General features: G+C 71.5%; 13 protein-coding genes. 6 read left to right on the top strand and 7 right to left on the bottom strand.

Annotation, left to right across the window (positions count from 1 at the left end; genetic code table 11):
• Positions 1–30 precede the first annotated feature (30 nt).
• Both OG766_RS31385 and OG766_RS31380 read right to left on the bottom strand, forming a co-directional pair.
• A complete protein-coding gene (locus tag OG766_RS31385; protein ID WP_328726846.1) occupies positions 31–1,317 on the bottom strand; it encodes a M14 family metallopeptidase in 1,287 nt (428 codons plus the stop codon).
• Positions 1,317–3,293, bottom strand: a complete 1,977-nt coding sequence (locus OG766_RS31380) for a Xaa-Pro dipeptidyl-peptidase (RefSeq protein ID WP_328726844.1) — start codon at positions 3,291–3,293, stop codon at positions 1,317–1,319. The genes OG766_RS31385 and OG766_RS31380 overlap by 1 nt, the downstream gene beginning before the upstream one ends.
• Positions 3,294–3,493: 200 nt before the next feature.
• On the opposite strand from OG766_RS31380, the gene OG766_RS31375 reads away from it, so the two are divergent.
• Positions 3,494–5,023: a M1 family metallopeptidase gene (locus tag OG766_RS31375; protein WP_328726842.1), complete on the top strand. Its 1,530-nt coding sequence runs from the start codon at positions 3,494–3,496 to the stop codon at positions 5,021–5,023.
• 110 nt (positions 5,024–5,133) lie between these two features.
• The gene (locus OG766_RS31370) at positions 5,134–6,207 is read left to right on the top strand and encodes a LacI family DNA-binding transcriptional regulator (protein WP_443045627.1); all 1,074 of its coding nucleotides are present in this window, start codon (positions 5,134–5,136) and stop codon (positions 6,205–6,207) included.
• Here the strand turns inward: OG766_RS31370 and OG766_RS31365 are convergent.
• A complete protein-coding gene (locus OG766_RS31365; protein ID WP_328726838.1) occupies positions 6,170–7,081 on the bottom strand; it encodes an oxygenase MpaB family protein in 912 nt (303 codons plus the stop codon). The genes OG766_RS31370 and OG766_RS31365 overlap by 38 nt on opposite strands.
• A gap of 119 nt (positions 7,082–7,200) precedes the next feature.
• Here OG766_RS31365 and OG766_RS31360 point away from each other — a divergent pair, with 119 nt between their 5' ends.
• The 4 genes from OG766_RS31360 (at position 7,201) to OG766_RS31345 (ending at position 11,280) form a co-directional block, all read left to right on the top strand.
• Complete coding sequence (locus tag OG766_RS31360; RefSeq protein WP_266386001.1) at positions 7,201–7,923, top strand: aspartate/glutamate racemase family protein; 723 nt, start codon at positions 7,201–7,203, stop codon at positions 7,921–7,923.
• Between the two features lie 318 nt (positions 7,924–8,241).
• A complete protein-coding gene (sph, locus tag OG766_RS31355; RefSeq protein WP_266386004.1) occupies positions 8,242–9,231 on the top strand; it encodes a sphingomyelin phosphodiesterase in 990 nt (329 codons plus the stop codon).
• A gap of 92 nt (positions 9,232–9,323) precedes the next feature.
• A complete protein-coding gene (locus OG766_RS31350) occupies positions 9,324–10,313 on the top strand; it encodes a cation diffusion facilitator family transporter (RefSeq protein ID WP_266386007.1) in 990 nt (329 codons plus the stop codon).
• 148 nt (positions 10,314–10,461) lie between these two features.
• The gene (locus OG766_RS31345) at positions 10,462–11,280 is read left to right on the top strand and encodes a DUF2785 domain-containing protein (protein WP_328726834.1); all 819 of its coding nucleotides are present in this window, start codon (positions 10,462–10,464) and stop codon (positions 11,278–11,280) included.
• Between the two features lie 51 nt (positions 11,281–11,331).
• Here the strand turns inward: OG766_RS31345 and OG766_RS31340 are convergent, their stop codons facing one another.
• The 4 genes from OG766_RS31340 to OG766_RS31325 form a co-directional block, all read right to left on the bottom strand.
• Complete coding sequence (locus OG766_RS31340) at positions 11,332–11,850, bottom strand: hypothetical protein (RefSeq protein ID WP_328726832.1); 519 nt, start codon at positions 11,848–11,850, stop codon at positions 11,332–11,334.
• 79 nt (positions 11,851–11,929) lie between these two features.
• Positions 11,930–12,421 carry a macro domain-containing protein gene (locus OG766_RS31335; protein WP_328726830.1) on the bottom strand — a complete coding sequence of 164 codons (492 nt, stop codon included), beginning with the start codon at positions 12,419–12,421 and terminating at the stop codon, positions 11,930–11,932.
• A 202-nt stretch (positions 12,422–12,623) separates the two neighbouring features.
• Positions 12,624–12,962, bottom strand: a complete 339-nt coding sequence (locus OG766_RS31330) for an MFS transporter (RefSeq protein ID WP_328726828.1) — start codon at positions 12,960–12,962, stop codon at positions 12,624–12,626.
• Positions 12,962–13,966 carry an MFS transporter gene (locus OG766_RS31325; protein WP_328726826.1) on the bottom strand — a complete coding sequence of 335 codons (1,005 nt, stop codon included), beginning with the start codon at positions 13,964–13,966 and terminating at the stop codon, positions 12,962–12,964. Before OG766_RS31325 ends, OG766_RS31330 begins: the two co-directional genes overlap by 1 nt.
• Between the last annotated feature and the right edge of the window lie 44 nt (positions 13,967–14,010).

Here is a 14,010-nt window from a genome sequence, read left to right as displayed (position 1 = left end):
CCTACCACAGGTGCCGCAGGTCCACTCGTATCAACAAGCGGTCACGGGCCGTCCCGATGTGAGGTGGTAATCGGCACGCTCGTCGAGCAGCAGGGGTACGAGCGCCCGCCCGGACTGTCGCAGCGGTACGTACGCCCCGCCGCCCAGTGGCTTCGAGACGATGCCGTGCAGGGTGAGTTCGTCCTTCACGTCGGCGTACTGGGCGGCCGTGAGGCGGTAGCCGCACGGCGGGTCCTGGAGGGTGTCCTCGGGGGTGGCCGGGTCGTTGTCGGCGCCGCCGGTCCAGACCGGGCCGCGGTCGGCGAACCCCTTGAGACGGGCGAGCGTGGTCGCGGCCTCGATCCTGCTCCTGCGTTCGTCGACGAAGTCGAAAGCGCCGTCGAGAGAGGCGAGTTGGGTGGCGACCCTGCGACGGTTGTTGAGAGCCGGGTCGGCCTTCTCCTCGTCCGTGAGGGGATCGACGCGGGTCTCGACCAGCAGGCCTACGGAGTGCTTGAGGCCCGCGGTGTTGCGCAGGATGCGCTCCTGGCCGTCGCCCGCGACCTGCTTGACGGGTTCACCGGTGACGGGGTCGGTCCAGATGCCGTAGATGCCGCTGCTGAACCCGGCCTCGTGGGCGGCAGGACGCACATAGGTCTCGGAGAGGGTGTGCGCCTCCTCGTGGACCTTCGGGTCGGTGTTGAGGTTGCGCGGCCAGAGGGAGAGCAGTTCCTTGTCGTAGTAGCCGGGCGTGGCGCCGTACTCGTGCAAGTCGTAGATCACGTCGGGGCGTTGATCACGGATGACGGCGGCCGTCGCGCGGCCCTCGGCGGTCTTGAGGGCGATGTGGTCCCGGTTGATGTCGATGCCGTCGGCGTTGCCCCGGGTGTCGGCCGCGCGGCCGTCGGGGTTGGCGGTCGGGATGACCAGGACGGTCGTACGGTCCAGGAAGCGGCGGGTCGCGGCGTCCCTGGCGTGGGCGAGGTCGCGGACCGTGGTGAGGCAGGCCTCGCGGCCGGACGGCTCGTCGCCGTGCTGACTGCAGATCAGCAGCATGGTGTTCGCGGTGGGCCGGTCGCCGCCGATGCGGACGAGCTGGAGCGGGCGGCCCTGCCCGGTCGTGCCGATGGTGCGCAGCGACGTCCGGTCGCTCGCCCGGTCGACGGCGGCGAGGAACGACTGTTCCTCGGGCTGACTGGTCCAGCGTGCCCCGCCGGACGTCTCGAATCCGGTGCGTGGAGGACCGGCGTCGGCGGCGGCCGGACCGGCGGGTGCGGTCACGGCGGCGGCCGCGAGCGCGCAGGCCGCCACGACGATGGTGCGGATACGGCGTTGCATCAGTTGCCGCCTCCCGGGAGGGGTCGGAGGGTACGTGGTCCGTCGACGCCGTCGAGCCGGGCACCTCGCGGGGCCGCGACCGACGGGGCGGTGCCCGTGGTGGCCCGCAGGAACGCCCCGGCGCCGCCGTCGAGGGGCAGCCGCGCGGCGGTGCGGGACAGATCGAGGTTCAGTCCCGGCCTGGTGGCCGGCGGGTCGATGAGGTCCTTGTCGGTGCCGCCGATGACGAGGGCGAGGCGATGCCCGGCCGGGACGACGTGGTCGGTGGCGTGCAGATCGAGGGTGATGGTGTACGGCCTGCCGGGCGTGAGCGGGCGGCCGCTGCCCGCCGATGCGTGGTTGCCGAGATCGGCCCAGCCGCGGCTGACCACGGTGTACTCGACGGCGGTGGTGCGTGCCGCGGTCTCCTTGAAGCAGGAGCTGTCACCGCTGGTGCTCGCGCCCCAGCAGGTGCGTTCGGGGAGGGTGGTGATGCCTTCGCCGGCGGCGGCGTAGTCGCGGATGGTGTCGGGTCCGAGGTCGACGAGGACCGCCGTCAAGTGCGCGCTCGTGGTCGTCGGGGTGGCGGTGACGGTGACCGTGGAGGAGCCCGACAGCCGCAGCGCGCGGCTGAGCGGCCGGGTGGAGAACCCGGCCTTGGCCGGCGTGGCGCGGTCGATGTCGGCGGCCCAGTCGCTCTCGCCGAGTGACGGGTCGTCGGTGAAGGTCTCCGTGGCGCCGGGCCTGGCCGGCTTCAGGCCGAGCGTGCCGACGCCGGGGACGGCGCCGCCCGCGGGGCGGACGGTGGTGGTGGCGGTGGAGCGGGGCGGCCAGACCCGGTCGGTGGACCACCGTCCCGGGGCGCGTTCGATGTCGGCCATGGGTTCGCGGTCGACGCCGTTGTCGTAGCCGAGGAGGTAGTGGTCGAACCAGCGGTGCAGGGTGGCGACCCAGTCCGCGCGGCGGAAGTCGAAGGGGTCGACGTGCCCGGTCCCTGACAGCCAGACCTTGCGTTCCACACCGTTCGCGGCGAGGGCGTCCCACCACTGGCCGAGGTGCTTCGTGCGTACGTTGAGATCCTGCATGCCGTGGACGGCGAAGACGCTGGCCCGAACGCGGGACGCGTCGGGGACGTAGTCGCGTTCGCTCCACAGCCGGGTCCAGTCCCCGGTGCGCGGGGCCCCGTCGACGAGCCGCTGCTGCACGGCCTGGCAGCGGGCGCGGGCCTCGGGGCTGTTGACGTAGTCGGACAGCCAGTCGGGACCGGAGCCGTAGAGCGGGGCCCCCTCGGCGAAGTAGTAGTCGTACCAGGAGGAGATCGCCGCGATCGGGACGACGGTCTTCAGTCCCTCGACCCCGGTTGCGGCGACACCGTTGGCGATGGTGCCGTCCCAGCTCTTGCCGATCATGCCGACGTCGCCGGTGGTCCAGCGGGCCGCGGCGCGCTCGGTGCCGGTGCGCGTGGTGTAGGCGCGGGCACGGCCGTTCAGCCAGTCGACGACGGCCTTGGCGGAATGGATGTCGGAGCGTCCGCCGACGTCGACACAGCCGTCGGAGCGATTGGTCCCGGCGAGGTCGACGGCGACGAAGGCATAGCCGCGCGGAACGAAGTAGTTGTCGTAGTAGAGCGGGAACTGCACCGGGTTCCCGTTCGCGTCGTACGTCTTCTTCTGGCTTTCGTTGCCGCGCCCGCAGCAGGAGTAATACGGGCTGGCATCCATGATGACCGGTATTTTCCGGCCATGTTGCCCAGGTTCTCGCGGTCGGACGATGTCGACGGCGACACGGTCCGTTCTGCCGTCCCCGTCACCGTCGAGCGTGGTGTCGACCCATACGGATTCACGGATCGCGTCGTCGTAGGAGTAGACGGGTCTGCTCTCCCGGGGCGCGGCGCTCTGTGCGCTGCCCGGCGGGACGAGAAGGGTGATCAGGGCGGTCGTGGCCGCGACGGCGATCGTTCTGCCGGCAAGTCGGATGCGTTGCACACGTATCGGCATGGGCGGACGGTACTCCGGTCAACTCCGGTGCAACAGAGGGCAGTAGTGGGCCACGTGAGGACAGGAGCGACGGATGGGACGGCGTGCATCATGTCGGCCGAATGGCGATCGCATGACAGCAGGGGCCATGGACATGACGGAGCGCCGGACGCGTGAATAGGGTCCGAAGAGATCATCCTCCCCGACTTCTTGGAGCATTCGTGCACCGCAGAATCCTCGTTCCGAGTGCGCTTGCGGCTTCGCTCGTGCTGGCGATCCCGGCATCGGCCGCGGACTTCGCCGCCGGGGCCCCGGGAATTGGCGACCCCTACTACCCGGCCAGCGGAAACGGCGGCTATGACGTTGCGCATTACGACCTCAGACTGAAATACCAGCCGGCGACCGATCTGCTGGAGGGCACGGCGACGATCGTCGCCACCACCAAGCAGAACCTCTCCCGTTTCAACCTCGATTTCGGCCTGGCGGTCGGTGAGGTGCGGGTCAACGGCAGGAAGGCGGCGTTCGCGAAGAGCGGCGACCGGGAACTGGAGATCACCCCGGCGACGCCGCTGGAGAAGGGCCGGTCGGTCTCGGTGGTCGTCCGGTACGCCGGGAAGCCCTCCGAGCTGAAGATCGGCGGCTGGACCGCCTGGCACCGCACCCCGGACGGCGGTGTCGCCGCGCAGGAACCGGACTCGGCCGTGTGGTGGTTCCCCTCCAACGACCATCCGCTGGACAAGGCGACGTACGACGTCTCCGTGTCCGTGCCGGACGGCACCCAGGCCATCAGCAACGGTGTGCTGCAGTCGCAGTCGTCACGGCTCGGCTGGACCCGCTTCAACTGGCGGTCGAACAAGCCGCAGGCGTCGTACCTCACCACGCTCGCGGTCGGCAAGTTCGACATCACGACCGACAAGACCGCGAAGGGCCTGCCCGTCCTCAACGCGTACAGCAGGGATCTCGGCGACCACGCGGGCGCGGCGCGCGCGAGCGTCGAGCGGACGACCGAGGTCGCCGAGTGGCTGGAGGAGGTGTTCGGCCCGTACCCGTTCAACGCGCTCGGCGGCTACGTCCCGAATGTCACCAGCGGCTACGCCCTGGAGACGCAGACCCGCCCGTTCTACAGCCCGCGGCAGTTCGCGAACGGGGCGAACGTCTCGGTGGTCGTCCATGAGCTGGCCCACCAGTGGTACGGGGACAGCGTCTCCGTGAAGGGCTGGAAGGACATCTGGGTCAACGAGGGCTTCGCCCGCTACAGCCAGTGGCTGTGGTCGGAGAAGGAGGGCGAGGGCACGGCACAGGAGCTGGCCGACTACATCTACGCCCTGCACCCGGCCGACGATCCGTTCTGGACGGTGAAGCCGGGCGACCCGGGCCCGGACAAGCAGTTCGACATCGCCGTGTACGACCGTGGTGCGCTCGCCCTCCAGGCGCTGCGCAACGAGGTCGGCGACGAGGACTTCTTCGCGATCCTCAAGGGCTGGCCGACCGTGCACGCCCACGGCAACGCGAACGTCGGGGACTTCGTGACGTACGCGGAGAAGGTCTCCGGCAAGCCGCTCGCGGAGCTCTTCGACACCTGGTTGTACGAGCCCTCGAAGCCGGCCGGGGCGGCAGCGGCACCGGCCGGAGCGGCCGCGGCCGCGCGCACCGGTGTCCGGCCCGCGCAGCCCACGTCGTACCGGAAGATCGCCGCGACGAACTCCGTGCACGACCACGGTCACGACCACCACCGCTCGCACGGTCACTGACCTGTGGCTCCCGGCGCCGCCGCGCCACTCCTGGGCGGCGGCGCCTGCGGTTACCCTGGCCCCTCATGACCCGTGTCCCCCGTACGGACACCGCCGGTGAGGAGCATCCCGTGCCCGATCGGAGCAGTGGGGCCAGGGCCACATCCCCCAGGGCGACATCCCCCAGGCCGACCCTGGAAGCCGTCGCCGCACGGGCCGGGGTCTCCCGGGCCACGGTGTCCCGGGTCGTCAACGGCGGGGCCGGGGTCCGCGCCCCGCTGGCGGACCGGGTGCGGGCGGCGGTGGCGGAGCTGGGATACGTACCCAACCAGGCGGCGCGGAGCCTGGTCACCCGGCGCAGCGGCGCGGTGGCCGTGATCATCGCCGAGCCGGAGTTCCGGGTCTTCTCCGACCCGTTCTTCGAGCGTCAGGTGCGCGGCATCAGCCGTGAGCTGGTCGTCCACGACTCCCAGTTGGTGCTGCTGTGGGTCGAGGGCCCCGACGACCACGACCGGATCGCCCGCTACCTCGGCGGCGGCCATGTCGACGGCGCGCTCGCCTTCTCCCTCCACGACAGCGACGAACTGCCGTCCGTGGTGACGGAGTCGGGGGTGCCCGTGGTGTTCGGAGGCAGGCCCGGCGGGCCGGGTGCCGGCTCCGAGTACGCGGTGCCGTACGTCGACTGCGACAACCGCGGCGGCGCCCGCGAGGCGGTACGTCATCTCGTCGGCCTCGGCCGTACCCGGATCGCCCACATAGCGGGGCCGCGCGACCAGACCTCGGCGCTGGACCGGCTCGACGGCTACCGGGACGTACTGCCCGGGGCGGGGCCGGAGTTGACGGCCCAGGGCGACTTCACGGTGGAGAGCGGGGCGCGGGCGATGGCCGAACTGCTCGACCGGGGCCCGGCCGCCCCCGACGCGGTGTTCGTCTCGAACGATCTGATGGCCACGGGGGCGCTGCGGGTCCTGCACGGGCGCGGTCTGCGGGTGCCGCACGACATCGCCCTGGTCGGCTTCGACGACATGACGTCGATCGCCGAGGCCACGGACCCACCGCTCACGACGGTCCGTCAGGACATCGAGGGCAACGGACGGCTGATGGTGCGTCTGTTGATGCGCCTGCTGAACGGGAGCGACCCGGAGGCCGGGACGCCGGCCTCGGTGATCACTCCGACGACCCTGGTGCGCCGGGCTTCGGCATGACCGGTGCGGCTCGGCGGGCCCGCCGGGCCGCACGGGCCAGGGGCAGGTAGCGCAGGCGTTCGGGGAGGACGGGGACCACGACCCGTACGACGCGGCCGAGGCGCCTGAGCCGTCGTTCCTGCCCGGCCGTCCAGGGCAGCCCGATGGCCTCGCGCGCCTCGGGCGGCATCAGGCCGATGGTGAGGAAGCGCCGGATGCGGAGGAACCTCGGCAGGATCACCGGCCAGAGGACACGGAGCAGCAGCCTGAGCGGCAGGGGTCCTCGGTCCGGCGGCGGGACGTCGCGGTCGGTCGCGGTGAGGTCCTGGACGACGGCCGTGGGCTCCAGCTCGTCGGCGAGGACCTTGCGGTAGTACGGCCAGAACTCCTCGACGGTCCCTGGCATGTCGCGGTCGTGGATGCCGAGGACCCGGCCGACCCGCAGCCACTCCGCGTACAGCCTGCGCTCCTGCGCCTCGGTGAACGGGCGGTACAGATAGCGGGCGGCGTGCCGGTAGACGGGAAAGCCGGTGGCGTGGACCCACGCGTAGTACTCGGGGGTGAGCGCGTGGTAGCGGCGGCCCCGGGTGTCGGTGCCCTGGATCGTTCGGTGCAGCCTGCGCAGCCGGCGGCCCTCCTCGGCCGCGGCCTCCCCGCCGTACACCCACAGCTGCAGCGAGCGCAGGGAGCGTTCGCCACGGCCCCAGGGGTCGGTGCGGAAGACGGAGTGCTCGTCGACCCCGGCGCCGACGGCGGGATGCGCGACCTGCATCGTGAGGGCGGCGGGCAGCATCAGCAGCCCCCGGATGTCGCCCGCGAGGCTCCACAGCACACCGCCCGGCGGAGGCGGTACGGGGTCCTGCGGCGCGGATCCGGCTTCCTGCGGCCTGCTCATGTGTGCACTCCCGGCGGCGGGCGGGCGCGGGACGGTGCGCCCGGTCTCCATGTGGTCCAGTATGCGATCACGACCGCGGCCGGCGTGCGGCGGTACCCGTGACCTGCTCCGGAGGGCCCATGACACACCTCGGCGTGCTCGCCCACAGCGTGGAGGGCGCGGCGCTCTGCTTCCGTGAGTTCTGCCGGGAGGGCTTCCGTGAGCTGGGGCCGCACGATCATCCGGAGGTGACGCTGGACTGCATTCCGCTGGCGCGCAGCATGCCCGCGTGGGACGCCGGGGACCTCGCCGCGATCCGGGCCACGCTCGCCGAGAGCGTACGGCGGCTCGCCGCGGCCGGTGCGGACTTCTTCGTCTGCCCGGACAACACCGCCCATGAGGCGCTCGAGGTTCCCGGTGAGCCGTTCGCGCTGCCCGGGCTGCACATCGCCGAGGTGGTCGCGGACCGTGCGGCGTGTGAGGGGCGGGAGCGCGTCGGGGTGCTCGGCACCCGCTTTCTGATGGACGGTCCGGTCTACCGGCGGGCCTTCGGCAGCCGCGGGATCGGCGCCGAGGTGCCGGAGCCGGCGGAGCGTGCCGTCGTCGACCGCATCATCTTCGAGGAGCTGGTGAACGGGGAGTTCACGACGGCTTCGCGTGCGGCGTACGTCCGCGTCATCGAGCGGCTGGCGGAGCGCGGCTGCGACGCGGTCGCGCTCGTCTGCACCGAGATCCCGCTGCTGGTGGCGCCGGACGACTCGCCGCTGCCCACGCTGGACTCGACGCGGCTGCTGGCGCACGCGGCGTTCGAGGCGGCGGTCGGCAGGCGGCCGTTGCCGGTGTGGCGGGGCGGGCCCGTGTGAGGGTGCGCGTGTCCGTGCGAGGTGTCCGTGCGAGGTGTCCGTGCGAGGTGTCCGTGCGAGGTGTCCGTGCGAGGTGTCCGTGCGAGGTGTCCGTGCGAGGTGTCCGTGCGAGGTGCCCGTGCGAGGTGCCCGTGCGAGGTGTCCGTGCGAGTCGGCGCGTTGGCGAGTTGTCCGTGCGAGTTGGCGAGTTGTCCGTACAAGTTCCGGGGATGGTGGACCCCTGGACAGAAACTGGGCACCTGGCGGTTACCCCAAGGTAACTCCCGCTGCTTTGATGTGCGCGCCGGGCATCACCCCCCATCAGAAACGGGAGTTCCAGTGCCGCACTCCGCGCTCCGCCGTCTCTCCGGCGCAGCCCTCTCCACGGCTCTCGCCGCCGCCACCCTGGCGGCCGCCGCGCCGTCGGCCACCGCCGCGCCCGCCGCAGCGACGCCGTCGCTGAAGGTGCTGACGTACAACGTCTTCCTCTTCAGCAAGACCCTGTACCCCAACTGGGGCCAGGACCACCGCGCCACCGAGATCCCCAGGACGTCCTTCTTCCAGGGCAATGACGTCGTCGTGCTCCAGGAGGCGTTCGACAACTCCTCCTCCGACGCGCTGCAGCAGAACGCCCGGGCCCAGTACCCGTACCAGACCCCGGTGGTGGGCCGCAGCAAGAGCGGCTGGGACGCGACCAGCGGGGCCTACTCGGCGACGACCCCGGAGGACGGCGGCGTCACGATCCTCAGCAAGTGGCCGATCGTGCGCAAGGAGCAGCACGTCTACAAGGACGCGTGCGGCTCCGACTGGTGGTCCAACAAGGGCTTCGCGTACGTCGTGCTGGACGTCAACGGTGCCAGGGTGCATGTGGTGGGCACCCACGCGCAGTCGACCGACCCGGGCTGTTCCGCGGGTGAGGCGGCACAGATGCGCAGCCGCCAGTTCAAGGCGATCGACGCCTTCCTGGACGCCAAGAACATCCCGGCGTCCGAGCAGGTCCTGGTCGCGGGCGACTTCAACGTGGACTCGGACACGCCCGAGTACGCGACGATGCTCGCCGACGGCGGGCTGACCGGAGCCGACACCCGCACCGGCCACCCGTACTCCTTCGACACCCAGGACAACTCGATCGCGGCCGACCGCTACCCGGGCGACCCGCGCGAGGACCTCGACTACGTCCTCCACCGGTCGGGCCACGCCAAGCCGGCGGGCTGGAAGAACGAGGTCATCAAGGAGCAGAGCGCGCCGTGGACCGTGAGCAGCTGGGGCACGGACTACACGTACACCAACCTGTCGGACCACTACCCGGTCGCCGCGTCCGGGCAGTAGCCGCCGGGTCGTAGTCGCGAGCGTTTCGCAGCTGGTCGGGGGCCGCTTTTCGGCAGTGGCTGCAATGCTCTCCGGCTGCCATGGTGGTGTCCATGACGGGTCATGGACACGGGCACGGGCACGAGCACGGTCGTGGACACCACCATCACCATCACGGCGAGCGCATCGACGCCGCTCTCGAAGGCTCGGCCGAGGGACTGCGTACGCTCTGGTTCTCGTTCGGGATCCTGACCGCGACGACCGTGGTGCAGGCGGTCATCGCCGCGCTGTCGGGGTCGGTCGCGCTGCTGGGCGACACCGTCCACAACGCGACCGACGCGCTGACCGCCCTGCCGCTCGCCCTCGCGTTCGTGCTGGGCAGGCGGGCCGCCACCCGCCGCTACACCTACGGCTTCGGCCGGGCCGAGGACCTGGCCGGGGTCTTCGTGGTGCTGGTGATCGCCTCGTCCGCCGCCTTCGCCGGGTACGAGGCGGTCCGGCGGCTGCTGGACCCGCAGGACGTCACGCACCTCCCGGCCGTCGCCGCGGCCGGGCTCGTCGGCTTCGCCGGCAACGAGTGGGTGGCCAGGGCCCGTCTCCGTACCGGCCGTCGCATCGGCTCGGCCGCGCTCGTCGCCGACGGACTGCACGCCCGCACCGACGGATTCACCTCACTCGCCGTGCTGCTCGGCGCTGCCGGTTCTGCGCTCGGCTGGCGCTACGCGGACCCGCTGATCGGTCTCGTCATCACCGGGGCGATCCTCCTCGTACTGCGCGGTGCGGCGCGCGAGATCTGGCACCGGCTGATGGACGCCGTGGACCCGCACCTGGTCGACGAGGCCGAGCACGCGCTGTCCCATGTCGACGGCGTACGGGCGGTGGGCGCCGTACGCATGCGCTGGCTCGGGCACGCCCTGCGCGCCGAGACGTCCGTCGAGGTGGACCCCGAACTGACGGTCGTCCAGGCCCATTCGGTGGCGGTCGCCGCCGAACACGCGCTGCTGCACGCGGTGCCACGGCTGGCGGGCGCGACCGTCCACATCGACCACGGGCACGCGACGGGCCAGGACCCGCATGCCGCACTGGCCCATCACTTCGCGTAGCGCGTCGATCAGGTGTGCCGGAGCCTGCCTGCCGGAGCGGGCCGGTCCCGTGGGCCCTGGATCTTCCCGGAACTTCCCGGACTTGCCGGGTCTTGCCGGGTCTTGCCGGGTCTTGCCGGGTCCGGTGGCGGGTGGAAGGCTGGCCGCGATGAGTACGGATCCTGTCGACTGGTCGTCGATCGCCGCTGCGGACTTCCCTTTCCCCGGCGCCGTACCGGCGTCCCGGCTCTGCGAGGAGCTGTCGGCGATGCTCGTGTCCCCCGACCCCGAGGTCCGTGACGGGCACGCTTACACCGCCGCCGCGCGCTGGATACGGCAAGGGCACCTGGACGAGGTCCTCGAAGAGCTCGGCGACACCGCCGCGGGGCGCTTCACCCACCCCGAGATCCAGGCCCGGGCCTTCGCCCCGCTCGTTCTCCGCTGCGTTCTGACGCGCGCCGACGCCGCGCCCTGCACCGTGGCGGAGGGGGCAGCGGAGCGCTGGTACGCCGGTTTCGCCTCCTGGTTCCCGGCGGAGCGCGACACCCGCGGCTGGGACGACTCCCTCGGCTGGCTGCACGCTGTCGCCCACGGCGCCGACGCGGCCGCGGCGTTCGCCCGGGCCCTGCCTGCCCGCCGCACCGAACTGCTCGAACTGTGCGCCCGACGGATGACGGCCGCACACGCCGAGCGCCGCTATGAGCAGTTGGAGGACGCACGCCTCGCCCATGCGCTCAGCGTGGTCCTGCTCGCTCCCGGTCTGACGGCCGAGCAGGCCACCGCATGGTTGAGCGTCGTCACGGACGCCCTCGAAGGCGGCGGGCCCGGCCCGGTCCCACCATGGGCCTTCAACACCTTCGCGACGCTGCAGTCCCTTCATCTCCATCTGACCCGCGGCCTCGCCGACGGAGGCGTTCCGCCGCACGCTCCGGTGGTGGCCACGGAGGTTGCCGCGATACTGCGCCTGCCGTACGGCTGGCTCGCCTGACTTCCAGGAGTGAAGCGGGACTTCGGGACTGCGGATCCGGTCCGGGGCCGGCTAGCGGTACGCCGCGGACATGCTGTACGCGTAGAGGGCGACGAGTGCGACCACGCAGACGATGACCATCCAGGACCCGAAGCTCGTGTGCCGTCCGGTGCGTCCGTACCGCCCGGGTCTGCTGGGTCTGCTGGGTCTCCCGGAACTCCTCGGTCTCTTGGGCTGCTTGGACCGCTTGGCCGTACGACCGGACCGCGACGCGCCACCCTTCGGCATCGCACCGGCCATGGCATCCGCGGCCGCTTCGGCCAGCAGCCGGCGGCAGACCGCGGCGAGTTCGCTCGTGCCGGCGAGGCTCACGACCGCCTCCGCACGCGCCGGGGCGGTGGTGCCGCCGTCGAGGATACGGCCCGCGCGAACCAGGATCTCGTCCCTGCCGCCACCCGGCGCCAGGCTGATCCACCGCTGCACATGCTCTCCCCGGATGACCACGCCCCCCGCGCGGTCCCGGTACACGGTGTGCTCGCGCCACAGTACTTCCGCCAACCCCGTGGCAGTTTCCCTCAGTTGCGCGCTCATGCCCCTCCCCGTCCCCCGATGCCCTAATTCGAACAAGCACCGCACTCTAGCGTCAGGTACACACCAAACCGCACCGGGGCTACGCCCCGTGGTCGTACACCGTCACGGGCACTCCACGCGCAGCCAGCCTCGCCTCTATCAGCGGCTCCACCCGCGACCATGTGCCACCCGCCAGCCCGCAGCCGATGCGCGGCATATGGACCGACCCACCGAGCTCCACGGCCTTGTCGGCGACCGCGCCCAGCGCCACGTCGATCGCCTCGTACCGCACGGGCGGCACACCTTTGCCGCCGGTGCGCATCCCCCGCTGCCCCACCATGTTCGCCACCCACACATACCGGCCGACCTGGACGAACTGGACCGCGCCCAGCCCGAAGTCGTTGCGCGCCCGCTCGCGGTGCCAGCGCCGGTACGCCGCCTCCGGCTCCGGCCACCGTCGGGATATCGCGACCACGAAGCCCTTGCCCCAACCGCCCAGGTCGTTGCAGACATGCGCGATCACCTTGACCCCCTTGCCCTGCGGCGCGGTGGCGTCCCCCCGTACGTACGTGATCCCCGTCGTCCCCGTCATGCGCCCACCGTACGGGGCGCCTCCGACAGTCCATGACCGAGCGCCGAGTCGACGAGATGCGCCGACCGCGGCACCCAGGCCCACCGAGGATCGCGTCCCACGGCGTCCGGTGCGTGTGGCCCGAAGGTGCCGCGACGGCCTCCCGATCGGGAAGCCCCCCGCCACCGTCCGCGGCAGGACGGCGGGCCCGGGAGGCCTCGTATCAGCCCTTGGTCGGGACGCGCTGGAGACTCGACGGTGACGACCTGTCGCTCCGGCCGGGGACGTCGTCCGGACGTTCGCGCAGGAACAGCGCGGCGACGAAGGAGACCGCGCCGGCCGCGGTCATGTACCACGCGATCGCGGGCCAGTCGCCGGTCCGGTCGAGCAGGTACGCGGCGATGATGGGCGCGAACCCGCCGCCCAGGACCGTGCCCAGCGTGTAGCCGGCGGACATGCCGGTGTAGCGCACGTCGACGGGGAAGACGTGGGCGAAGAAGGTCGGCATCGCCCCGTAGGTCACGGAGAAGGCCAGGAACAGCAGCAGGAACCCGGCGAGCATCAGCAGCGTGTTGCCGCTGTGGAGCAGAGTGAACCAGGCGAAGGGAGGACGGCCATCGCGGTGATGCCCGCGAGCAGGATCCTCCGGCGGTCGAGGCGGTCGGAGAGCAGACCGAAGTACGGGACGGCGACGATGGTGAGTGCCGTGCCGCCGAGGACGAGGCCGAGCATCGTGCTCTTGTCCACGCCGACCTGGTCCTCTCCATAGGCCAGCGAGAAGACGGAGAGCACGTAGAAAGTGGCGCCCGTGGAGACGTAGGCCAGGCACATGAGCACGACGAGGCCGGGGCTCTTGCGCATCACCTCGACCACCGGGAGCCTGCGCACCTCTCCGGACTCCTTCACCGCCTGGAAGTCCGGGCTCTCCGTGACCTTGAGCCGGATGAACAGGCCGAGGCCGACCAGGACGGCGCTGAGCAGGAACGGAATGCGCCAGCCCCAGGTGCGGAAGGCGGCGTCGGGGAGTTGAGTGACGATCAGGAACAGCAGGTTGGCCAGGAGGAGCCCCCAGCCCACGCCGGTGTTGACGACGGCTCCGTACAGTCCCTTCCGCCGCTGGTCGGCGTGTTCGACGCTCATCAGCACCGCCCCGCCGTATTCGCCGCCGAGCGAGAGCCCCTGCACCAGGCGGACCAGGACGAGCAGGACGGGTGCGGCCACGCCGACCTGGTCGTAGGTGGGCAGCAGGCCGAGCGCGAACGTCGCGCCGCCCATGAGCGTCAGCGTGAGCACCAGCATCGACTTGCGGCCGAGCCGGTCGCCGAAGTGGCCGAAGAGCACACCGCCGACCGGCCGGGCGACGAACGCGATCGCGAAGGTGGACAGCGAGAGCAGCGTGCCCACCAGCGGGTCGAACTCCGGGAAGAACAGATCACCGAAGACGAGCGAGGCCGCCGTGCCGTAGATGAAGAACTCGTACCACTCGACGGTGCTGCCGATCAGGCTCGACAGCAGGACTTTGCGGGCCACTCGGCGGTCGTGCTGTTCGGACGCTGCGCTGGTCATGGGGCCTCCCATGGCGTGGAGTCGGGGGCGAGGGTTCCGCAACG

It is taken from the genome of Streptomyces sp. NBC_00259 (genome assembly GCF_036181745.1).
In the GTDB taxonomy this organism is placed as follows: Bacteria; Actinomycetota; Actinomycetes; order Streptomycetales; family Streptomycetaceae; genus Streptomyces; species Streptomyces pratisoli.
This window is presented reverse-complemented; position numbering and strand designations above follow the sequence as displayed.

Coding starts and splice junctions, on each gene's coding strand:
- OG766_RS31385 (WP_328726846.1), bottom strand. CDS start 1,317: ATGCAACGCCGTATCCGCACCATCGTCGTGGCGGCCTGCGCGCTCGCG.
- OG766_RS31380 (WP_328726844.1), bottom strand. CDS start 3,293: ATGCCGATACGTGTGCAACGCATCCGACTTGCCGGCAGAACGATCGCC.
- OG766_RS31365 (WP_328726838.1), bottom strand. CDS start 7,081: ATGAGCAGGCCGCAGGAAGCCGGATCCGCGCCGCAGGACCCCGTACCG.
- OG766_RS31360 (WP_266386001.1), top strand. CDS start 7,201: ATGACACACCTCGGCGTGCTCGCCCACAGCGTGGAGGGCGCGGCGCTC.
- OG766_RS31350 (WP_266386007.1), top strand. CDS start 9,324: ATGACGGGTCATGGACACGGGCACGGGCACGAGCACGGTCGTGGACAC.
- OG766_RS31345 (WP_328726834.1), top strand. CDS start 10,462: ATGAGTACGGATCCTGTCGACTGGTCGTCGATCGCCGCTGCGGACTTC.
- OG766_RS31340 (WP_328726832.1), bottom strand. CDS start 11,850: ATGAGCGCGCAACTGAGGGAAACTGCCACGGGGTTGGCGGAAGTACTG.
- OG766_RS31335 (WP_328726830.1), bottom strand. CDS start 12,421: ATGACGGGGACGACGGGGATCACGTACGTACGGGGGGACGCCACCGCG.
- OG766_RS31330 (WP_328726828.1), bottom strand. CDS start 12,962: ATGCTCGCCGGGTTCCTGCTGCTGTTCCTGGCCTTCTCCGTGACCTAC.
- OG766_RS31325 (WP_328726826.1), bottom strand. CDS start 13,966: ATGACCAGCGCAGCGTCCGAACAGCACGACCGCCGAGTGGCCCGCAAA.